24 protein-coding genes are annotated in these 20843 nt (G+C 61.3%); 12 read left to right on the forward strand and 12 right to left on the reverse strand.

Annotation, left to right across the window (positions count from 1 at the left end; all coding sequences use genetic code 11):
* Window positions 1-5: 5 nt before the first annotated feature.
* From HKK57_RS13000 to HKK57_RS13010, 3 genes are all read right to left on the reverse strand, one after another.
* Window positions 6-1271, reverse strand: a complete 1266-nt coding sequence (locus tag HKK57_RS13000) for an ABC transporter permease (RefSeq protein ID WP_070995300.1) — start codon at window positions 1269-1271, stop codon at window positions 6-8.
* Between the two features lies 1 nt (window position 1272).
* Complete coding sequence (locus HKK57_RS13005) at window positions 1273-1983, reverse strand: ABC transporter ATP-binding protein (RefSeq protein WP_029299421.1); 711 nt, start codon at window positions 1981-1983, stop codon at window positions 1273-1275.
* 136 nt (window positions 1984-2119) lie between these two features.
* Window positions 2120-2713 carry a DUF2796 domain-containing protein gene (locus tag HKK57_RS13010; protein WP_169390250.1) on the reverse strand — a complete coding sequence of 198 codons (594 nt, stop codon included), beginning with the start codon at window positions 2711-2713 and terminating at the stop codon, window positions 2120-2122.
* A gap of 135 nt (window positions 2714-2848) precedes the next feature.
* Between HKK57_RS13010 and HKK57_RS13015 the strand changes: the two genes are divergently transcribed.
* A complete protein-coding gene (locus HKK57_RS13015) occupies window positions 2849-3199 on the forward strand; it encodes a hypothetical protein (RefSeq protein ID WP_029299425.1) in 351 nt (116 codons plus the stop codon).
* On the opposite strand, the gene trxA is transcribed toward HKK57_RS13015, so the two are convergent.
* The 3 genes from trxA to HKK57_RS13030 all read right to left on the reverse strand — a co-directional run bounded on the left by trxA (window position 3196) and on the right by HKK57_RS13030 (window position 5279).
* Complete coding sequence (gene trxA / locus HKK57_RS13020) at window positions 3196-4068, reverse strand: thioredoxin (protein WP_029299428.1); 873 nt, start codon at window positions 4066-4068, stop codon at window positions 3196-3198. The genes HKK57_RS13015 and trxA overlap by 4 nt on opposite strands.
* A 102-nt stretch (window positions 4069-4170) precedes the next feature.
* Complete coding sequence (locus tag HKK57_RS13025) at window positions 4171-4827, reverse strand: class I SAM-dependent methyltransferase (protein ID WP_029299430.1); 657 nt, start codon at window positions 4825-4827, stop codon at window positions 4171-4173.
* Window positions 4824-5279 carry a YbaY family lipoprotein gene (locus HKK57_RS13030; protein ID WP_029299432.1) on the reverse strand — a complete coding sequence of 152 codons (456 nt, stop codon included), beginning with the start codon at window positions 5277-5279 and terminating at the stop codon, window positions 4824-4826. The genes HKK57_RS13025 and HKK57_RS13030 overlap by 4 nt, the downstream gene beginning before the upstream one ends.
* A gap of 139 nt (window positions 5280-5418) precedes the next feature.
* Between HKK57_RS13030 and nrdR the strand changes: the two genes are divergently transcribed.
* The 11 genes from nrdR (at window position 5419) to HKK57_RS13085 (ending at window position 13755) form a co-directional block, all read left to right on the forward strand.
* A complete protein-coding gene (gene nrdR / locus HKK57_RS13035) occupies window positions 5419-5883 on the forward strand; it encodes a transcriptional regulator NrdR (protein ID WP_029299433.1) in 465 nt (154 codons plus the stop codon).
* A complete protein-coding gene (gene ribD, locus HKK57_RS13040) occupies window positions 5880-7016 on the forward strand; it encodes a bifunctional diaminohydroxyphosphoribosylaminopyrimidine deaminase/5-amino-6-(5-phosphoribosylamino)uracil reductase RibD (protein ID WP_169390251.1) in 1137 nt (378 codons plus the stop codon). The genes nrdR and ribD overlap by 4 nt, the downstream gene beginning before the upstream one ends.
* A 47-nt stretch (window positions 7017-7063) precedes the next feature.
* Window positions 7064-7726 carry a riboflavin synthase gene (locus tag HKK57_RS13045; protein WP_029299435.1) on the forward strand — a complete coding sequence of 221 codons (663 nt, stop codon included), beginning with the start codon at window positions 7064-7066 and terminating at the stop codon, window positions 7724-7726.
* Window positions 7727-7741: 15 nt separating this feature from the next.
* A complete protein-coding gene (ribBA, locus tag HKK57_RS13050; protein ID WP_029299436.1) occupies window positions 7742-8833 on the forward strand; it encodes a bifunctional 3,4-dihydroxy-2-butanone-4-phosphate synthase/GTP cyclohydrolase II in 1092 nt (363 codons plus the stop codon).
* A gap of 90 nt (window positions 8834-8923) precedes the next feature.
* Window positions 8924-9400, forward strand: coding sequence for a 6,7-dimethyl-8-ribityllumazine synthase (gene ribH / locus HKK57_RS13055; RefSeq protein WP_003176356.1), 477 nt, complete (start codon window positions 8924-8926; stop codon window positions 9398-9400).
* On the forward strand, window positions 9397-9897 hold the full coding sequence (nusB, locus tag HKK57_RS13060) for a transcription antitermination factor NusB (RefSeq protein WP_029299437.1): 501 nt from the start codon (window positions 9397-9399) through the stop codon (window positions 9895-9897). Before ribH ends, nusB begins: the two co-directional genes overlap by 4 nt.
* An 18-nt stretch (window positions 9898-9915) precedes the next feature.
* A complete protein-coding gene (thiL, locus tag HKK57_RS13065) occupies window positions 9916-10881 on the forward strand; it encodes a thiamine-phosphate kinase (protein WP_154908050.1) in 966 nt (321 codons plus the stop codon).
* Between the two features lie 65 nt (window positions 10882-10946).
* Window positions 10947-11669 (forward strand): substrate-binding periplasmic protein, encoded by a 723-nt coding sequence (locus HKK57_RS13070; RefSeq protein WP_169390252.1) that lies wholly within the window; start codon window positions 10947-10949, stop codon window positions 11667-11669.
* A gap of 255 nt (window positions 11670-11924) precedes the next feature.
* Window positions 11925-12542 carry a GTP cyclohydrolase II gene (ribA, locus tag HKK57_RS13075; protein ID WP_029299440.1) on the forward strand — a complete coding sequence of 206 codons (618 nt, stop codon included), beginning with the start codon at window positions 11925-11927 and terminating at the stop codon, window positions 12540-12542.
* Window positions 12539-12958: a nuclear FMR1 interacting 1 family protein gene (locus HKK57_RS13080; protein WP_169390253.1), complete on the forward strand. Its 420-nt coding sequence runs from the start codon at window positions 12539-12541 to the stop codon at window positions 12956-12958. Before ribA ends, HKK57_RS13080 begins: the two co-directional genes overlap by 4 nt.
* Complete coding sequence (locus HKK57_RS13085) at window positions 12958-13755, forward strand: cobalamin-binding protein (protein ID WP_169390254.1); 798 nt, start codon at window positions 12958-12960, stop codon at window positions 13753-13755. Before HKK57_RS13080 ends, HKK57_RS13085 begins: the two co-directional genes overlap by 1 nt.
* A 130-nt stretch (window positions 13756-13885) precedes the next feature.
* On the opposite strand, the gene HKK57_RS13090 is transcribed toward HKK57_RS13085, so the two are convergent.
* From HKK57_RS13090 to HKK57_RS13115, 6 genes are all read right to left on the reverse strand, one after another.
* Window positions 13886-15778: a TonB-dependent receptor domain-containing protein gene (locus HKK57_RS13090; protein WP_169390255.1), complete on the reverse strand. Its 1893-nt coding sequence runs from the start codon at window positions 15776-15778 to the stop codon at window positions 13886-13888.
* Window positions 15779-15931: 153 nt separating this feature from the next.
* Entirely contained in the window at window positions 15932-17830 is a 1899-nt protein-coding gene (dxs, locus tag HKK57_RS13095; protein ID WP_154908047.1) for a 1-deoxy-D-xylulose-5-phosphate synthase, read from the reverse strand.
* 110 nt (window positions 17831-17940) lie between these two features.
* Window positions 17941-18828: a (2E,6E)-farnesyl diphosphate synthase gene (gene ispA / locus HKK57_RS13100; RefSeq protein WP_029299449.1), complete on the reverse strand. Its 888-nt coding sequence runs from the start codon at window positions 18826-18828 to the stop codon at window positions 17941-17943.
* Window positions 18825-19067: an exodeoxyribonuclease VII small subunit gene (locus HKK57_RS13105; RefSeq protein WP_169390256.1), complete on the reverse strand. Its 243-nt coding sequence runs from the start codon at window positions 19065-19067 to the stop codon at window positions 18825-18827. Before HKK57_RS13105 ends, ispA begins: the two co-directional genes overlap by 4 nt.
* A 111-nt stretch (window positions 19068-19178) precedes the next feature.
* Complete coding sequence (locus tag HKK57_RS13110) at window positions 19179-19595, reverse strand: hypothetical protein (RefSeq protein WP_070995311.1); 417 nt, start codon at window positions 19593-19595, stop codon at window positions 19179-19181.
* Window positions 19596-20302: 707 nt separating this feature from the next.
* On the reverse strand, window positions 20303-20665 hold the full coding sequence (locus HKK57_RS13115; RefSeq protein WP_169390257.1) for a hypothetical protein: 363 nt from the start codon (window positions 20663-20665) through the stop codon (window positions 20303-20305).
* Window positions 20666-20843 lie beyond the last annotated feature (178 nt).

Genomic DNA, 20843 nt, shown 5'->3' on the forward strand with positions numbered 1-20843 from the left:
CTTCCTCATAAACGGATCGACAGGCCATCGGCCAAGGATTGGCGATAGGCGCGCCAGGCCGGCACGCTGCCCATCAGCAGGGCGGCGCCCAGAATACCGGCGAGCAGCGTCCATTCATACGGGCTGGGCAGCGCCAGCGGCAGGTCCAGCCCGTAATTGGCCTGCAAATAGCCACGGGACGCCGCAATACACACATACAGCAGGCCAACCCCCGCCACCACGCCGGCCAGGGCCAGGGCGAAGGCCTCGAAAATCAGCAGGCTCGCAATATGCCAGGGCCGCGCCCCCACGGAACGCAGGATCGCCATTTCGCGGCGCCGCTCATTGAGGCTGGTGAGGATCGCCGTGAGCATGCCGATCAACCCGGTCAGCACCACAAACAGCGAGATCACGAACAACGCCTTTTCCGCAGTGCCCATCATGCTCCACAGCTCTTGCAAGGCCACGCCCGGCAGGATCGCCAGCATCGGCTCGCCACGGAACTCGTTGATCTGGCGTTGCAGGGTGAAGGTCGAAATCTTGTTGTTCAAGCCCAGCATAAACGCGGTGATGGCTTGGGGCGTGAGGTCCATATTGCGCGCCTGGTCGGCACTGATCCGGCCCTTGCCCTGGGCCGGCACGCCGTTGTGCCAGTCGATATGGATCGCTTCCATGCCGCCCAGGCTGATATGCAGCGTGCGGTCCACCGGGGTGCCGGTGCGTTGCAGAATGCCAACCACGGTGAAGGGTTTGTCATCGTGCTTGACCAGGCTGACCACCGCCACGCCGTGGGCGAGCACCAGCTTGTCACCGAGTTTGTAATGCAGCGCGTCAGCCACTTCGGCGCCGAGTACCACTTCAAAAGGGTCAGTGGCAAAGGCGCGGCCGCTGGCCAGTTGCAGGTTCTGCCTGCGCCCGTATTGGTAGTGTTCGAAGTAGGCGTCGGTAGTGCCCATCACTCGGTAACCGCGATGGGAGTCGCCCAGGGACATGGGGATCGCCCATTTCACCTGCGGGTTGGCGGCGAAGTGCTCGAAGCTGTCCCAGCGGATGTTGTTGGTGGCGTTGCCGATGCGAAATACCGAGTACAGCAGCAGGTTGACCGAGCCGGAGCGGGCGCCGACGATCAGGTCGGTGCCGCTGATGGTGCTGGCAAAGCTGGCGCGCGCCTCGGTACGCACACGCTCGACCGCCAATAGCAGGCACACCGACAGGGCGATGGCGAAGGCGGTGAGGATCGCGGTAAAGCGGCGGTTTGCCAGGCTGGCCATGGCTAGACGGAACAAATACATCTCAAACCTCGAGCGGCGTGGCGGCGCGATTGAGTTCGGCCAACGACAGGTTGCGGTCGAACAGCGAAGCCAGGCTCTGGTCATGGCTGACGAACAACAGGCTGGCGCCCGCCTCGCGGCATTCGGCGAACAACAATTGAAGGAAGGCTTCCCGTGCATCGTGGTCCAGGGCCGACGTCGGCTCGTCGGCGATCACCAGTTCCGGTTGGCCGATCAGTGCGCGGGCGGCGGCGACCCGTTGTTGCTGGCCGATGGACAGCGAGTCGGCGCGGCGTTCCAGCAAGCCCTCATCCTTGAGGCCCAGGTGCGCGAGCAAGGTCGCGGCGGCTTGATCGATGCTGCCATGCCGCTGGGTCGCGCGTTGCGCGCGCAGCTTGGAGAAATGGCAAGGCAGTTCAACGTTCTCGCGTACCGAGAGAAACGGCAGCAGGTTGAACTGCTGGAAGATGTAGCCGGTGTGGTCGACCCGAAACCGATCACGGGCGCCGGCCGACAGTTCGGTCAGCTCCTGGCCGAGCAAGCGAATGCTGCCACGCGTGGGTTTCTGCACGCCGCCCAACAGGCCTAGCAGGGTGGTCTTGCCGCTACCGCTGGGGCCCTTGAGAAACAGGGTTTCCCCAGGCTCCAGGCGAAACGCCGGGATATCCAGCAACTGGGGGTGCCCGGGCCAGTTAAAGCCCAGGTCGGACAGTTCGATCAGTGCTTGGGTCATGGGAACTCAGTATCACCTGCAGAGCGCGGTCACCTGTAGGAGCTGGCTTGCCTGCGATGCAGACTACGCGGTGTATCTGCGACACCGCGCCGATGCCATCGCAGGCAAGCCAGCTCCTACAGTTGAGCGTGTGTAGTCAGAATTTCAGGGTCGCAGCCTTGGCCGTCGTTTCAACACCCTGCTGGCCGCTTGGGCCGATCAGTTGTACCTGAATTTTCTGGGTGGCGGGGAAGGTCTTGAAGAGGTTCGCCAGGTCGAGGTTTTTCAGCGCGGCAGGGCTGGTGCAGGTGAACTGGTAGTGGGCGTGGATTTCACTGTGGTCATGGTCATGGGCAGCGGCGCCTTTGCCATCGGTGGCGTGGTCATGATCGTCTTCTGGCTTGTCGCCGAACAGCGGGCTTTCGAGCTCTTGGCTGCTGACCACACAACCGGCGGCTTTTGGCAGGCTGAACAGCGCCAAGGGTTGTTCCAACTGTTTACGGGCGGCGGCGACCTTGGCTTTGTCTGCATCGGTGGTGGCCAGGTGTTCGAAACCCACCAGGTTCATCGCCGGGCTTTCCAGCTCCAGTTCCAGGGCCTTGCCATCGAGCGCCGCGTTAAGGCGGGCAACGCCATGCTCATGGGCGCCAAGGCTGCCGTGTTCATGGTCATGATCGTGGTCGTGTTCGTCAGCCGCCAGGGCAGCCAGGGGCAACAGGGCAAACGGCAAAGCGAGCAACAGGCGGCGCATAGAAAAACTCCCGGGCGTGAATGAATATTTTGTTATGTGATCTTATAACAAAAGCCGTGAGAGTTTGACCGTCTGCTTGGCGCAGCGCAAGACGCATGGGAGCATGCTCGTCAGAAAAGTCTTGGAGGACGAGCAATGATGCGAATTCGTGGAACCATCGGCGAGCTGCCCGTGGACTTGACCCTGGAGTTGGACGAGAGCGATTGGGCACGGCTGGGTGTACACCTTCAGGCAACCACGCCGGTGACGGGCGAGGCGCCTGTCACCCCCGCGCCGCTCAATCAGGACGCAAACCTGTGGCAGGCCGCCCAGGACCTGCTGCGCGAGGCCGGGCAACTCAGCGGGCTGGAGCTGTCGGACCGCCTCGAAGGCCTGGCCGGCAACGCCCAGGCGGGCAAGCGCCTGTTGGTACGCCTGCGCCATAGCGCCAAGGTGAAGGTGGCCAGCGGCGGGGATACGCCGCAATACAGTTGGATCGCTGATTAGTACAGCGCGGCGAACAACTTGCGGCGATACACCGTGACCAGCGGGTGGTCGTTGCCCAGCAACTCGAACACTTGCAGCAGCGTCTTGTGTGGCAGGCCTTCGTTGTAGCTGCGGTTGCGGATAAACAACTTCAGCAGGCCTTCCAGCGCCGCGTCGTATTGCTGGCGGGCCAATTGCTGCACGGCCAGTTGATACGCGGCTTCATCGTCCTGCGGGTTTTGCGCCAGGCGGGCCTTGAGGTCGGCGGTATCAGGCAGGTCGGCAGCCTGGCGCAGGAACGTGATCTGCGCCTTGGCACCGGCGAGGGCCGCCTTGTGGGCGTCGCTCTTGACCGCGTCGAGTACGGTCTGCGCTTCGCCCAGTTCGCCACGCTCGGCCAGGCAGCGGGCGTAGAGGATCAACGCCGCGGCGTTGGTGTTGTCTTCACCCAGCAAGGTCACCAGTACGGCCTCGGCCTCACTGATACGGCCCTCGGCAAACAGCGCCTGGGCCTGCTCCAGCGGGTCCTCATCGGCCGGTGGCGGCAGTTGCACATGGGGCTCCAGCAACGCGCGAATCTCAGACTCCGGCTTGGCCCCGGCAAACCCATCCACCGGCTGACCGTCCTTGAACAGCACCACGGTCGGCAGGCTGCGAATGCCAAAGCGCGCAACGATATCCTGCTCGGCTTCGCAATCGACCTTGGCCAGCAGCAGCTCGCCCTGATAACTCTCGGCAATCTGCGCCAGCAACGGCATCAGCGCCTTGCATGGCGCGCACCATTCGGCCCAGAAATCCACCAGCACGGGTTTGTGGAACGAGTTTTCGATGACAGCCTGATCGAAGGTGGCGGTGGTGACATCGAAAATGTACGGCGTGGGCTCACTCATGGGGTATCTCGAAGAAAGCGGGAATGGGGCAACTATAAGGCTTGGCGCAGTTGGCTGAAAGCGCAGACAAGCGCTGTAGGAGCCGGCTTGCTGGCGACGGACTCAAGGCCTGCGCGAATGGTACAGACTCACCTTGCGAAACTCCCAAGGCTCCGCCAGATCCGGCAACGTCAACGCCTCCAGAATCCCCAGCCGCTGATAGTCCGGATGCTGGAAATCCCGCACCCGTGAATCGGCGACCAGCGCTTCTCGCCCGCGGGTGAGGAACTGATCCAGCAGCGGCAGGTTCGCCCGGTCGTACAGCACGTCCGCCACCAGGATCAGGTCGAAACGATCGGCCTCGGCAAAAAAATCCGCCGAATAGCCCAACGTTACGCCATTGAGTTCAGCATTCGCCCGGCAGGCGCCGAGTGCCAGCGGGTCGAGGTCGCAGGCCACCACTTCCAGGGCACCGGCTTTTACTGCGCCAATCCCCGCCACCCCGGAGCCGGCGCCAAAATCCAGGACCCGCTTGCCCTGCACCCACTGCGGGTTGGCCGCCAGGTAACGGGCCAGTGCCAGGCCGCTGGCCCAGCAGAAGCTCCAGTAGGGCGGTTCGTGCAGGATGCGCCGGGTTTCCTCAGGGCTGAAGGCGCGGTGCATGTTGTCGGCGTCCAGCAGCCATAACGACAGGTCGGTGCCCGGTAACGGGCAGGGCACCAGTTGCGCGTCGCCGATCAGCTCGCTCAAGGCTCGTTGCAGGTGCAGCGGTGGCGTCATGGTGCGCGGACGAGTTGCAGTGGCCCGGTGGTCTGGGTGATCGGCTGCTGGATACGCACCGCCGGCAGATGCAGGATCAACTGCCCGGACTGGCTGGCGCGACCACGCAACTCAACGCGGGCGCCGCTCGGGAAGGCTTGGGGGTTGAAGCGCAGGCGGAAGGCCAGTGGTTTGTTGTTGCCGATCAGCACGCTGCTGGCCAGCAGTTGTTGCGGGCGGCTGCGCTCGTCGATCACCAGCAACGCCAGCTCGACTTCGGCGCCGGCCGGCACGCCATTGAGGGTGCCGCTCACTTCACGCTGATACGCCGGCAAAGGCCCGAGAGGCTCCTGGCCGGGGATTTTTTTCTCTTGTTGCGGCGTGGGTTGCGGGGCCGCTGGTTTTGGTGCCTCGCTGCTGCAGGCGACCAGAAAACTGAACATTGTGAGTAAAACCAGCGGTCGTAACGGCATGTACGGCTCCAAAAAGGGCAAAAATCCGTGAACTAAACATAAGAAACATAATAGTCAGCCTATATACCGTAAAGGCTATGGCTTGTCTTGCCACGGGGATGCGCTACCATGGCCCTCCCTTTTTTTGTTGCCTGCCACCATGCACTGTCCCTTCTGCGGTGCCAACGACACCAAGGTCATTGACTCGCGTCTGGTCGCCGAGGGCGATCAAGTGCGTCGCCGGCGCGAATGCCTGGCCTGCGGTGAACGTTTCACCACCTTCGAAACCGCCGAACTGGTACTGCCACGCCTGATCAAGTCCGACGGCAGCCGCCAGCCCTTCGACGAAGACAAACTGCGCGCTGGTATGCAGCGCGCCCTGGAAAAGCGCCCGGTCAGTGTCGAGCGGCTGGAAGCGGCGCTGGTGCATATCAAGCACAAGCTGCGGGCGACCGGTGAGCGCGAGGTCAAGAGCCTGGTGGTTGGAGAACTGGTGATGGGCGAGCTGCAAAAGCTCGACGAAGTCGCCTACATTCGTTTCGCCTCGGTGTATCGACGCTTCCAGGACCTCAACGAGTTCCGCGAAGAGATCGACCGCCTGGCCCGTGAGCCGGTCAAAGAATGAACCTTCCTTCTGCTGAGCAGGCCGTGCTTGACGCCCATTACATGGCCCGCGCCCTCGAATTGGCGCGCAAGGGCCTGTACACCACCCACCCCAACCCACGGGTCGGCTGCGTGATTGTGCGTGATGGGCAGATTGTCGGCGAAGGCTGGCACGAGCGCACCGGCGAACCCCATGCCGAACCCAACGCCTTGCGCGCTGCTGGCGATAAAGCCCGGGGTGCCACGGTGTACGTGACCCTTGAACCGTGCAGCCATTATGGTCATACGCCACCTTGCGCCGATGCGCTGGTGACGGCCGGCGTGGCGCGGGTGGTAGCGGGCATGCAGGACCCGAATCCGGAAGTGGCCGGGCGCGGCATGCAGCGCCTGGCCCAGGCCGGTATCGAGGTGCTCAGCGGCGTACTGGAAAGCCAGGCGTGCGCCTTGAACCCCGGGTTCCTCAAGCGTATGGAACACGGCCTGCCGTTTGTGCGGGTCAAACTGGCGATGAGCCTGGATGGCCGCACCGCGATGGCCAGTGGTGAAAGCCAGTGGATCACCGGCCCTGCCGCCCGCGCCGCCGTACAGCGCCTGCGGGCCGAGGCCAGTGTGGTGCTGACCGGCGCCGACACGGTGCTGGCCGATGGCGCGCGCCTGACCGTGCGCGCCGCCGAACTGGGCCTGGATGCGCAGACCACCGCTCTGGCGATGTCGCGCCCGCCGCTGCGCGTGCTGATCGACGGCCGCCTGCGGGTGCCGCTCAACGCGCCGTTCTTCAAGGCCGGCCCGGCGCTGGTCATCACCTGCGTGACCCCCGAAAACCAGTTCCCCCGTGGCCCCGAATGCCTGGTGGTACCGGGTGTCGACGGCCAGGTCGACCTGCGCTCGGCGCTGGTGGCCCTGGCGGCCCGTGGCGTCAACGAGGTGCTGGTGGAAGCCGGGCCGAGCCTGGCGGGGGCGTTTGCCCAGCAGGGCCTGGTGGACGAATACGTGATTTTCGTCGCCGGCAAGTTCCTGGGCTCCGCCGCTCGGCCATTGTTGGACTGGCCGCTTGAGAAGCTGGCCGACGCCCCCCAACTCAAGATCACGCAAATGCGCGCTGTCGGCGACGACTGGCGAGTCACTGCCATCCCGCTCCCCCCAGCGAGCGTATAATTCCGACCGGGCGCCCAGGCACCCGCACTGTTTTCCAGGAGAAGGCCATGTTCACCGGCATTATCGAATCCATCGGCAGCATCCGCGCCATGACCCCCAAAGGCGGCGACGTGCGCCTGTTGGTTGAAACCGGCAAGCTCGACCTTGGCGACGTCAAGTTGGGCGACAGCATCGCCGTCAGCGGCGTATGCCTGACCGTCATCGAACTGCCGGGCAACGGCTTTGCCGCCGACGTCAGCCGCGAAACCCTGGACTGCACCGCGATGAATGACCTCAAGGCTGGCAGCCCGGTCAACCTGGAAAAAGCCCTGACCCCGACCACCCGTTTGGGCGGCCATCTGGTCAGCGGCCATGTCGACGGCGTCGGCGAAGTGGTGGCGCGCAGCGAAAACGCGCGGGCCGTGGAGTTCCGCATCCGGGCCCCTAAAGAACTGGCCAAGTACATCGCCCACAAAGGCTCGATCACCGTCGATGGCACCAGCCTGACCGTGAACGCCGTGAACGGCGCTGAATTCGAACTGACGATCATTCCCCACACCCTCAGCGAAACCATCATGGCCTCATACCAGCCAGGTCGCCGGGTGAACCTGGAAGTGGACTTGCTTGCCCGTTACCTGGAGCGCCTGTTGCTAGGCGATAAGGCCGCAGAGCCTGCAGCCGGTAACATCACCGAAAGTTTTCTGGCCGCTAACGGCTACCTGAAATCCTGACCAAGGGGGTGCCGCGTGGCGCTCAATAGCATCGAAGAACTGGTTGAAGATATCCGCCAAGGCAAGATGGTCATCCTGATGGATGACGAAGACCGCGAGAACGAAGGCGACCTGATCATGGCCGCCGAGTTGTGCCAGCCTGAACACATCAACTTCATGGCCAAGCACGCCCGTGGCCTGATCTGCATGCCCATGAGCCGCGAGCGCTGCGAACTGCTCAAGCTGCCGCTGATGGCGCCGCGCAATGGTTCGGGGTTTGGCACCAAGTTCACCGTCTCGATTGAAGCGACCACCGGCGTGACCACCGGCATCTCTGCCGCTGACCGCGCCCGCACCGTGCAAGCCGCTGCCGCCAAAGACGCCAAGGCCGAAGATATCGTCAGCCCTGGCCATATCTTCCCGCTGATGGCCCAGCCTGGCGGCACCCTGGCCCGTGCCGGCCACACAGAGGCTGCCTGCGACCTGGCGCGTATGGCCGGGTTCGAGCCGAGTGGGGTGATCTGCGAAGTGATGAACGACGACGGCACCATGGCGCGTCGTCCGGAACTGGAAGCCTTTGCCGCCGAGCACAACATCAAGATCGGCACCATTGCCGACCTGATTCACTACCGGATGATCCACGAACGTACCGTTCAGCGGATTGCCGAGCAGCCGCTGGACAGCGAACTGGGGCATTTCAACCTGGTGACCTACCGTGATTCGGTGGAAGGCGACGTGCACATGGCCCTGACCCTGGGCAACATCTGCGCCGAAGAGCCGACCCTGGTGCGTGTGCACAACATGGACCCGCTGCGTGACCTGTTGATGGTCAAGCAGCCGGGCCGCTGGAGCCTGCGAGCCGCCATGGCCGCGGTTTCTCAGGCGGGCAGCGGTGTCGTGCTGCTGCTGGGCAATCCGGTGGATGGCGATGTGCTGCTGGCACATATCCGCGAAAGCGCTGACCAGGTACCGGTGAAAAAGCCGACCACCTACAGCATCGTCGGTGCCGGTTCGCAGATCCTGCGTGATCTGGGCGTGCGCAAAATGCGCCTGATGAGCGCACCCATGAAATTTAATGCGATATCCGGTTTCGACCTGGAAGTAGTAGAATACGTGCCCTCCGAATAAAGGCCGGCGATTTTCGCTCCTTGTTCGCGGTTCAAATATCACTAAGGGGCGCGTCATAGACGCGTCCCGGCTCTTTAAGAGATTTGTCGAATGACCCTGAAGACCATCGAAGGTACCTTCATCGCCCCCAAAGGCCGCTATGCCCTGGTGGTTGGCCGCTTCAACAGCTTCGTGGTTGAAAGCCTGGTAAGCGGTGCCGTGGACGCCCTGGTTCGCCACGGTGTGAGCGAAAGCGATATCACGATTATCCGTGCCCCTGGCGCCTTCGAAATTCCACTGGTTGCGCAGAAAGTTGCCCAGCAAGGCGAATACGCAGCGATCATCGCCCTGGGCGCGGTCATTCGTGGCGGTACTCCGCACTTCGAATACGTGGCTGGCGAGTGCACCAAGGGCCTGGCCCAGGTGTCCATGGAGTTCGGCGTGCCAGTGGCCTTCGGCGTACTGACCGTTGATTCCATCGAGCAAGCCATCGAGCGTTCCGGCACCAAGGCCGGCAACAAAGGCGCTGAAGCTGCCCTGTCCGCCCTGGAAATGGTCAGCCTGCTGTCGCAGTTGGAGGCCAAGTGATTTCCGACGAGAGCGATCGTTTCAACCCACGCGAGCCACGTCCTGCGGACGCCGGCAAACCGTCGAAGAACGAAAAGCGCCGTGCTGCCCGTCAGTTGGCGACCCAGGCGCTGTATCAGCGTCAGATGGCGGGTACTTCGCTGAACGAAATCGAAGCGCAGTTTCGCGTCGATAACGACTTTACCTTCGCCGACCTGCCGTACTTCCACGACATCCTGCACGGCGTGCATGCCAACCTGAGCGAGATCGACACGGCCCTGGCACCTTGCCTGGACCTGACCCTCGAAGAGCTGGACCCGGTTGAACTGTGCGTGATGCGCCTGTCCACCTGGGAGCTGCTCAAGCGCGTCGACGTGCCGTATCGCGTTGTGATCAACGAAGGTATCGAACTGGCGAAAGTCTACGGTTCGACCGACGGTCACAAGTTCGTCAACGGCGTGCTCGACAAGCTGGCCCCGCGCCTGCGTGAAGCCGAAGTGAAGGCGTACAAGCGCTAACCTGCGCTTGGCTCCCTGATGGGCGAGTTCGAGCTGATCCGCACCTATTTCGCCGCCGCGCCCTGTGCGCAAGGCGGCGAAGGCATTGCCCTGGGGATCGGCGACGACTGCGCCTTGCTGGCGGTTCCCCCCGGGGAACAGCTGGCGATTTCTACCGATACCCTGGTGGCCGGCGTGCACTTTGCCGACCCCTGCGATCCGTTCCTGCTCGGCCAGCGCTCGCTGGCGGTGGCAGTCAGCGACCTGGCGGCCATGGGCGCCTGCCCCCTTGCCTTTACCCTTGCACTCACCACACCTACGGTCGCGGCCGATTGGTTGCAACGCTATGCCCAGGGTTTGAACGCCATGGCCCAGCGCTGTGGCGTGGGCTTGGTGGGCGGCGACACTACCCGTGGCCCGTTGAGCCTGACCGTCACCGTGTTTGGCCGTGTCCCGGCCGGGCTGGCGTTGACTCGTAGTGGCGCGCAACCGGGCGACCTGCTGTGTGTCGGCGGCGACCTGGGCAATGCCGCGGGGGCCTTGCCGTTGGTATTGGGGCAACGTAGCGCCGCAGCGCAAATCGCCGAGCCGCTGCTGGGCCACTATTGGTCGCCACAACCGCAGTTGGCCTTGGGCATGGCGTTGCGGGGCAAGGCTACGTCTGCGCTGGATATCTCTGACGGCCTGCTGGCCGATTGTGGGCATATCGCCAAGGCTTCGGCCGTAAGCCTGGTGATCGAGCGACAACGGCTGCCGCTTTCGGCCGCGTTGCTGGCCTTTCTCGGCGATGAGCAGGCGCGGTCCGCAGCCTTGAGCGGGGGGGATGATTACGTCCTCGCGTTCACCTTGCCACCCACTGAGCTGGGGCCATTGCTGGCTGAGGGGTGGCCGGTGCATGTCGTCGGGCGGGTGGAGGCGGGAGCGGGAGTGAGGCTGCTGGATGCCGGTGGCCACGACATCACCCCGGCCGTGCGCGGTTATCAGCATTTTCGCGAGACGCCGTGACACGGCTGGCTGCGCTACCCTTTACAACGTTACAGAAAAGGTCGCTTTCCCAGGAGGACGTCATCATGGGCCTACGTCGCTGGTTGCTGATCCTGCTGTGTGTTGGCGCATCTGCCGGGTGGGCCGCTGACACTCCCGAAGTACCCGGCCAGATTCGCCTGGCCAGTGAAGCCTGGAATGACTACACCAACGCCGACGGCAGCGGCCTGGCCTGGGACGTGCTGCGGGAAGTCTTCGAGCCCGCCGGGGTCAAGGTCAAGATCCGCAGCGTGCCTTACACCCGTTCGGTCGGCCTGGCGCGGCGCGGCGAAGTAGATGCCTGGGTCGGCTCCTATCACGATGAGACCGAGGGCGTGCTGTACGCCCGCTGGAACTATGACGCCGACCACATCTACGCCCTGGCGAGCAGCCCAGAGCCGACGCTGAAGACGCTGGGTGCCTACCGCCTGGCCTGGGTGCGCGGCTACAAGTACGAGGAATACCTGCCCAATATTCACCGCTTCAACCAGATCGAGCGGCGCGGCGGGATTTTGCCGATGCTCCAGCACGGGCGGGCCGATTTCTACATCGATGCCCTGGCCGAACTGAAATACATCCTTGGCCAAGCCGACGACCCCGCGGTGTTCAAGCTCACGCACATTGCCGAACTGCCGCTGTTCCTGGGGTTTACCGACAATGAGCGGGGCCGGGCGTTGATGGCGTTGTTTGACCGGCGCATGGAGTCGCTGGTGACAAGCGGCGAGTTGAAACCCATCTTCGAACGTTGGCACCAGCCCTATCCGTTCTGATCACCCCGCTTTTATGTAGGAGCGAGCTTGCTCGCGAAGAACGTCACCGATAACGCTTGGTTGCAGGATAAGCGCGGCGCTCTCTGGTTCTTCGCAAGCAAGCTCGCTCCTACATGAAAAGCTGAGCATTCATAGAACCAAGGCAAAGGCCAATCGAACCGATTGATCTTTATCAGCGATAATTCAGCTTAAGCGTGTGTAGGAACGTGCTGTTACAATGCCCGCCTCTGTGAAATCTGAAATCAGGAGCACACGGTGCCCGTCGTTTTCGTCGCTGCTTCCAAGCTGCCTACCCCTTTTGCCACGTTCACCATGCATGGCTTTCTTGAAAAAGCCTCCGGGCGCGAGCATGTCGTGCTCAGCCTGGGCGACGTGGCCGATGGCGCCCCGGTCCTGGGCCGGGTGCACTCCGAGTGCCTGACCGGTGACGCACTGTTCAGCCAGCGCTGCGACTGCGGTTCGCAACTGGAAGCCGCGTTGCAAGCCATCGCCCGTGAAGGCCGTGGTGTGCTGCTGTATCTGCGTCAGGAAGGCCGTGGCATTGGCCTGCTGAACAAGATCCGCGCCTACGAACTGCAAGACGGTGGCGCCGATACGGTCGAGGCCAACGAGCGCCTGGGCTTTGCCGCCGACCAGCGCGACTACGCCATCTGCCTGCCGATGCTGGAACACCTGGGCATCCAGTCCCTGCGCCTGATGACCAACAACCCACGCAAGGTCAAAGCCTTGACCGAAATGGGCATCACCGTTGCCGAGCGCGTGCCGCTGCACACCGGGCATAACCCGCACAACAAACTCTACCTGGCGACCAAGGCCAGCAAGCTCGACCACATGATGGGCAACGAGCACCAGGGCGAGGTTGACCGGGCGTGACGCGCGGGCAGGTCAAGCGGCGGCTGTCGTTCAGTTGGTGGCAGTACCTGGCGCTGGCGGTGTTGCCGTTGTTCGTGATCAACCTGGTATTTGGCCAGGGTGAGCCATTGTTGCCGGTGTTGGCGATGCCGTTCTTTATCGCCGGTGTCGCCTCGATGTTTGCCAGCCTGCGTTACTTCCATGGCTACAAACACGCGCTGATCGCCACCTCCAAGGCCCTCGATACGCCTGAAGAACCCGCCGCGTGGATCACCCTTGCGGCCCGTCGACGCACGGCGTTGCTGGTCGCGGCATTCCCCGCCTGGATCGGTGCGCTGGCGGTGTTCGTCGGCCTGGAAGCGGTGCCGCTGTTTCTCCTGGTCTTGTCGACCCTGGTGCTGTTCTACCTCTATCGCATCCCGCGTCAGCTCGGTTGATGCGCCTCTGGCTGGCGGTTTTGCTGCTGGCCGCCAGCGCGTCGGCGACGGCGGTCGAGCGGGTGGTCAGCCTCGCGCCATCCTTATCTGAAATCGTCGTTGAACTGGGCGCCAGTGATCTGTTGGTGGGCGTTCTCGACGGCGGCGAACGGCCTGACGCGCTGCGCAATGTGCCCTCGGTGGGGCGTTATGGGCAGTTGGACCTGGAGCGCCTGCTCAGCCTGCAGCCTGACTTGCTGCTGCTCTGGCCCGGCAGCGTCGGCCCTGCCCAGCGCGAGCAGCTCAAGCGCTTGAACATCCCGATCTACGTCGCCGAACCCCATAGCCTTGAACAACTGAGCAGCCAGGTCGAGGCCATCGCCCGGCAGTTGGGTCGTGCCGAGGATGGTCGCCAACTGGCCGCCCGCTTGCGCCAACGCTTGGCCGAGCTGCGTCAGCGCTATTACCGCAGCGAGCCGTTGCGGGTGTTCTACCAGGTTTGGAACCAGCCGCTGTACACCGTGGGCGGTGGGCAGATCATCAGCGACGCGCTAAGTGTGTGTGGTGCGCGCAACGTGTTTGACGACCTCAAGCTGCCAGCGCCGCAGGTCAGTATCGAGTCGGTGTTACAGCGTGATCCCGAGGTGATCCTGGCGGCGGATCAAGCGCAACTGGACGACTGGAGGGCCTGGCCTCAGGTGGCGGCGGTGGCCCAGGGGCGCTTGCTGATCGTGCCGGATAAAGGGTTGGAGCGGCCCAGTGGGCAGATGGTGGAGGCGGTGGGCAGGTTGTGTCAGGTGATTGCGCCGAACCGCTGAGACCGCTATCGCAGGCAAGCCAGCTCCCACATTTGTGCTGGGGTGCGGCCAAAATATTCTGTACTGCCGCGTGTGAGTAAAGTCAAATGTGGGAGCTGGCTTGCCTGCGATGACGTCGGCCCAGACAACCTCAGAGCTGCGGCGTCCACGTCACCCCAACCATCCACGTCCGGCCTTCTTCCCGATACGGCTGGTTGTTCTGGAAATTCGGATCGTTATAGCTGTACCACGCCCGTGTATAGCGGCGATCCAGCAGGTTATCGACCTTAAGCGACAACGCCACTTCCCGACTCAGCGCCCAGCCGCTGCGCAATCCCACCAGGTAATAGCCCGCGAGGCGGTTCTTATTGTCCTCGGCGTCGTAGCTGCTGCTGATGGCCTGCCAACTGGCGCCCAGGCTCAACTGATCGAACTGCCGATCCAGGTCCAGGTTCAGGGTGCGCCGGGCCCGGCGGGCCAGGGTATGGCCGCTGGTGCGGTCGCGCGGGTCGATGATCGACAGGCCGAGGTTGCCTTGCCAGCCGAACAATTCTTGCTTGAGGGCGGCTTCGAAGCCGTTGATGCGGGCGGTGGCGACGTTTTGCGGTTTGCCGCCGTCGAGAATGATCGCGTCTTTCAAGTCGGTGCGATACAGCGAGGCTTCCAGCCGCGAGCTGTCGCTGAGCTGGCTGCGCCATTGCAGTTCGTAGCTTTTTGACGTTTCGGGCTGCAGGTTTGGGTTGCTGTATTGGGTGTCGGGGTAATACAGGTCATTGAAGGTCGGCGCACGAAAGCCTTCGCTGTAACTCAGTAATACGTCGTTGTCGCTATTGACCGGCAAGGTCAGCGTACCGCTCCAACTGTTCTGCGCGCCGAATTGCTGGTTGTCGTCGTGACGCAGCCCCAGTTCGGTGGAAAACCACTCTCCCTTGAAGCGATGCTGGATAAACGCTGCGCGGTTCCAGCGGCTGTTTTCGCTGAACGTGGTGCTGCCGTGAAAACGGTCTTCATACCAATCGCCACCCAGGATCAGGCTGTTTTGCTGATCGAGCGTGAGGTCGTTCTGCCAGTTGATCGAGTCGCGGTAGGTGTTGAACACACTGAAGTCAGGGCTGAGCTTGTCGCGTTTGGTATCGCGGTTTTCGCTGTGGCCCAGCTCCACACGGGTCTGCCATGCCTCGTTGAGTTGGGCGTCGATATAGGCGCTGGCGCTGCTGACGGTGTAGTCGGTATAGGGCTTCTGGCCGACGCTTTGCCCAGTGGCGAAATCATAGCGACCAAAGCTATTGTCATATTCCGACTTGCCCCGGCTATCCAGCAGGTTGAAGCCCACCTCCAGTTCATCACTGAACTCATGGCTGAGGTTCAGGCTCAGCGACTTATTGCGATAGGCATCATGGTCACGGTCACTGGGGAATGAGGCGTGGCTCCAATCGATACCGGCGGTTTCATCCAGGCTCGAGCCCAGGTTGAAGCGCGTGCGTTCATCGCCGCCCGACAGCCCCAGGCTGCGCTCCCAGGTGTTGTTACTGCCAAAGCCCAGTTTCAGGCGCGGTTGCAGGCCTTGTCCGGCATTGCGGCGGGTGAATATCTGGATCACCCCGCCAATCGCGTCACTGCCGTAAATCACCGAGCGCGACCCGCGCAGCACTTCCACCCGTTCAATCTGATCGACATTCAGGTATTGCAAGCCGCTGTCGCCGGAGGTGGTATTGGCGATCCGCTGGCCATCCACCAGCACCAGGCTTTGTGCCGACTTGGTGCCGCGTATGAAAATCCCCGGCAAGCTGCCCCGGCCACCGGTCCGCGCCACTTGCACGCCGGGCACGCGGCTGAGCAGGTCAGTGACGCTGGAGGGTTGCAGGCGGTCGATATCGTCGCGGGTGAATACCGTGTTGGCGGCGCTGCTGTCATTGCGCGCCTGCACCTGGCGGTTGGCGCTGATCACCACGTCGGGGAGCTTCAGGGCGGCGTCGCGGCTGTCGGCGAATAGTTGCGCAGAGGGTAAAAACAGGAGGGGCAGGGCAAATCGAAGGTATTTCATGGGCCGTCCATGGGTTCCAAGGCAATACAAAACAAATGTGGGAGCTGGCTTGCCTGCGATGCAGACACCTCGGTCTTTCAGATAGACCTAGGTGATGCTATCGCAGGCAAGCCAGCTCCCACAATTTGATCCGGTTTTTACCGGAGGATTGGGTTACAGGCCGAGCAAGGCCATGCGCTGGCGCACCGCGGCCTCGATTCCTGCTTCATCCAACCCGCACTCAGCCAGCATCTGCGCCGGCTTGGCGTGCTCCACGTATATATCCGGCAAGCCCAGGTGCAGCACCGACTTGAGGATATTCTCCCGCGCCAGGAACTCGCTGACTGCAGCACCGGCGCCGCCCATGATGGCGTTTTCTTCAACGGTCACCAGCAACTCATGGCTACCGGCGATTTCGCGCACCAGGGCTTCGTCCAGAGGTTTGACGAAGCGCATGTCGATCACCGTGGCGTCGATTTTCTCCGCCACTTTCAGGGCTTCGGCCAGTTGCACGCCGAATACCAGGAACGCGGCCTTGCTGCCCTGGCGACGCACGATACCCTTGCCGATCTCGATCGGTTCCAGGTCTTTCTCGATCACTGCATTCGGGCCGTTGCCACGGGGGTAGCGTACCGCCGCCGGGCCGTTGTACAGGTGCCCGGTGCTGAGCATCTTGCGCAGTTCGTTCTCGTCGCTTGGGGTCATCACCAGCATGCCGGGGATGCAGCGCAAGTAGGACAAGTCGTAGCTGCCCGCGTGGGTCGGGCCGTCTTCGCCCACCAAACCGGCGCGGTCGATGGCGAACAGCACGTCGAGGTTCTGCACCGCCACGTCATGCACCAATTGGTCATAACCGCGTTGCAGGAAGGTGGAATAGATCGCCACCACTGGCTTGGCGCCTTCGCAGGCCATGCCGGCAGCAAAGGTCACCGCGTGTTGCTCGGCAATCGCCACGTCGAAGTAGCGCAGCGGGAAACGCTCGCTGAACGCTACCAGGTCGGAGCCTTCTTTCATCGCCGGGGTAATGCCCACCAAGCGCGGATCGGCGACGGCCATGTCGCACAGCCATTCGCCAAACACGCCGGAATACTTCGGCCCGCTGGCTTTTTTCGGCGCCGCCACGGGCGCGTCCAGGGGTTCGAGCTTGGTGATGGCGTGGTAACCAATCGGGTCGACTTCCGCCGGGGCGAAGCCTTTGCCTTTCTTGGTGACGATATGCAGGAACTGCGGGCCCTTGAGGTCACGCATGTTGCGCAGGGTGGCGATCAGGGTCGGCAGGTCGTGGCCGTCGATCGGGCCGATATAGTTCCAGCCAAGCTCCTCGAACAGGGTGCCGGGGACCAGCATGCCCTTGGCGTATTCTTCGGTGCGACGGGCGATTTCCCACGCGCCGGGTAGGCGCGACAGCACTTTCTTACTGCCTTCGCGCATGCTGGCGTAGGTGCGGCTGGACAGAATTTTCGCCAGGTAATTGGACAAACCACCGACATTGCGCGAGATCGACATGTCGTTGTCGTTGAGGATCACCAACATGTTGGCGTCCACTTCCGGCGCATGGTTCAACGCTTCGAACGCCATGCCGGCTGTCAGCGCGCCATCACCGATCACGGCAATCGCCTTGCGATCGCTGTTTTGCAGACGGGCGGCAATCGCCATGCCCAGGGCTGCGCTGATCGAGGTGCTGGAATGGCCGACGCCGAAGGTGTCGTACTCGCTCTCGGAGCGGCGCGGGAAGGCGGCAATGCCGTCCTTCTGGCGCAAGGTGGCCATGCGCTCGCGGCGTCCGGTGAGGATTTTATGCGGATACGCCTGGTGACCCACGTCCCACACCAGCCGGTCGTCCGGGGTGTCGAATACGTAATGCAACGCGATGGTCAGCTCGATGACGCCCAGGCCGGCACCAAAATGCCCACCGGTCTGGCCGACCGTGTAGAGCAATTCCAGGCGCAACTCATCGGCCAGGGTTTCCAGCTCGGCTTCACCCAGGCGGCGCAAGCCGGCCGGCGTGTTGGCACGGTCCAGCAGCGGCGTGGTCGGGCGCTTGCGGGGAATCTCTTGAAACGTCGTGGGCATCAGGCGAATCGTTATAGGTATAGAAGAGGCGGCAGTTTACCTCAAGCATCGCAAACTGCCCACGCAGAGCACCGAACTTGGCCGATATGCGGCGCTAATGGCCGCTGTAATCAGTGGCGGCGTTCGACGATATACCGCGCCAAGTCACGCAGCGGCTCGGCTGCCGCGTCGAATGGTCGCAGGGCGGCCAGGGCCTGGTCACGCAGCTCCAGGGCATAGGCCTTGGCGGCTTCCAGCCCCAGCAGCGATGGATAGGTCGGCTTGTCACGGGCAATATCGGCGCCCTGGCGTTTGCCAAGGGTCGCGGTGTCGCTTTCTACGTCGAGAATATCGTCCTGCACCTGGAACGCCAGGCCGACAGCCCGGGCATAAACCTGCAAGGCGGCCAACTGCGCAGCTTCGGCGCGGCCACTGGCCAAGGCACCGAGGTGCACGGCAGCCTCGATCAGCGCACCGGTCTTGTGCCGGTGCATATATTCCAGGGCTTGCTGGTCCAGCTTGAGGCCCACTGAACCCAGGTCAATCGCCTGACCCCCGACCATACCGGCCGGGCCTGCAGCAGCGGCCAACGCGGTGACCATACGCAGGCGGATCTGGGCATCGACGCCGCTCAGGCGCGGATCAAGCAAGGCGCTGAACGCCAGGCTTTGCAGACCGTCACCGGCGAGGATCGCACAGGCTTCGTCAAACGCTTTATGGGTGGTGGGCTGGCCGCGACGCAGATCGTCATCGTCCATCGCCGGCAAATCGTCGTGTACCAGCGAGTAGGCATGAATCAACTCCACCGCACACGCCGCACCATTGGCTTGCGCGGCGTCCACACCCAGCGCCTCACAGGCCGCATAGGCGAGCAAGGGCCGCACGCGCTTGCCGCCGTTCATCACGCTGTAGCGCATGGCGTCATACAGCCGCGCCAGCTCCGGGCTTGGCGCGACAAACAACGGTTCCAGCGCAGCATTGACCCGGGCCTGACTGCTGGCCTGATAAACGTCGATCATTGCGCTTGTTCCGCGTCGAAAGGTTCTTCGGCCAACTCCCCATCCCGTTCCAGCAACACCCGAACCTTCTGCTCGGCCTGCGCCAGGGCGCTCTGGCAATCGCGGGTCAGGCCGATACCTTGCTCAAACGCCGTCAACGAGTCTTCCAGCGACAACTCGCCGTTCTCCAGACGCTCGACCAGGGTTTGCAGATCGGCGAGGGATTGTTCGAAATCGAGTGCAACTTTTTTACGGGCCATGGCGGCTATTCCGGTTGACGGTAAACGGGCGCGACACTAGCAGATAGGGGGGGGAGGGGCAAATTGGGGCACGGTGGTGGGGCAGGCTGGCCGTCGCCGTTGAGGCAGTAGTCACCAGGTGGACTGATCTTCCAGGCTGGCCTTGTACAGGTCGTCTTTCCACTCTTCATTGGCTAGGCGCAGAATATCTGCAAAAAAAAGTCGCGGATCATCTATTTCGGTCTCGTCCCAAGCCATAGTTATGTGTTCGTCGTAATCGCTTTCAAATTCTTTGGCAAAATTGTACTTGGGTGTTTTCAAAGCCTTTTCGAGTTCTAAAATTAAATAGTAACGGTGCCTATAAGACAGATATAGAAGATCTTTTATTATAAAATCCCTAATTATCTTCTCTCTTTCTTGTGCGTTATTTGGATCGTATTTTCGAAGTTCTTCTCCGACGGTGTTTTCAAGGTCGTATATTGATAGCGCTCCCAGTATGTGGGAGATGTTTGGGATGTAGGGGGTGTCCGTGAAGGGGGCTTTCAGCATAGATTGCTCACTTTGGGAATGCCGTAAATGGTCGTGTTGGGACTTAAGGGGACGGATCTATTTAGCGGTGGGTCTGTCGCGATAATTGTTGTTTTATTAAATATCCATCTCTATTTTTCGCCATTTATTATGTTGTTAAAGAGCGTTGATCTGCATTGGTTTTGATGTTTGTTTTTTTTGTCAAGAGCTTTGAAAGTACAAGTTGGAGGTTGAGTCATGTATTTTCTTTGCTTTTCCTTTTGCTACGTCCTCGCTGATCAGATTTTCTATCGTCTGGGTTTTCATTCTCTTGGCCTTTTTGATTTATCTATTTCTACGGTTTTTGAAAAGCTTACAACGTCATTGATGCTGTTTAATGAGCCTGGATGGGTGTTGATATTGTCAATGAGCCTTATTGTGAAAAGTGTATCTTTTTGCCTTTATACAATATAAAGGTGCGGATCTTTTTAACGCTGCGCGAGAGCAGCGGCCGTAAGTATTTTCCGGCATTTACGCATAGAGTAATGGCTTGCGGGGGGGCAATGGCAAACTTGCTGCTGTATCGAGCTACGATTAAATAGAGTCGTCCCGGTTATCGAGGGTGGCGTTTTTTATGACTCGCTGGTCATGGGTTGGTTTACTAAGTGAAGCTGTGCTGGGGGCTGAACCTCATAGCTTTCTGTTGTTGAAATAGTAAATTTGAGGAGCGTTGTTCAGATGCTTTAATTTTATGACTCATTCTGCATTGCCTCGGCGTGATAGCGATTGAGGCATTCGAGTAAGACTTTCATAAACTGTCTCTGATCAGTAATTTCATCGTCAAAGTAAGTATCGAAAAGATAAAAAACCGAATCAAAGTTCTCATCGGTTTTCAAGAAGTGCTCTAGTGTATTGATGTACCATTCTCTTTCTTCTTTTTTGTAATTAAGAAACTCAGGTTTCGTCAGTTTGTCGAATAACTCTGAAAGTTCTTTGTCGTCATTAATGTTTTTTGAAACAATAAGACGTTCCCTGTCGGGGTCGTCGTAATTGTCAAAGCTGTATGTAAATAGCAGGCTTTTGATGGTTGAAAGTTTTGGTGGTGGTTTCATATTAGAAGTCCGTATGCGCTGTGTGTGAACGGCGGGTCTATTTAGTGCAGTGCGCGTACAATGGCCGTAAGTGTTCACCGCTCATCGCACTTTTCATATAAGCACTAGACTCAGTGGGGATGGGCGCGTCAATGGCGGATCTATTGTTGCGCTGACCCGCTATCAAATAAATCCGTCC

Source organism: Pseudomonas sp. ADAK21 (assembly GCF_012935735.1).
In the GTDB taxonomy this organism is placed as follows: domain Bacteria; phylum Pseudomonadota; class Gammaproteobacteria; order Pseudomonadales; family Pseudomonadaceae; genus Aquipseudomonas; species Aquipseudomonas proteolytica.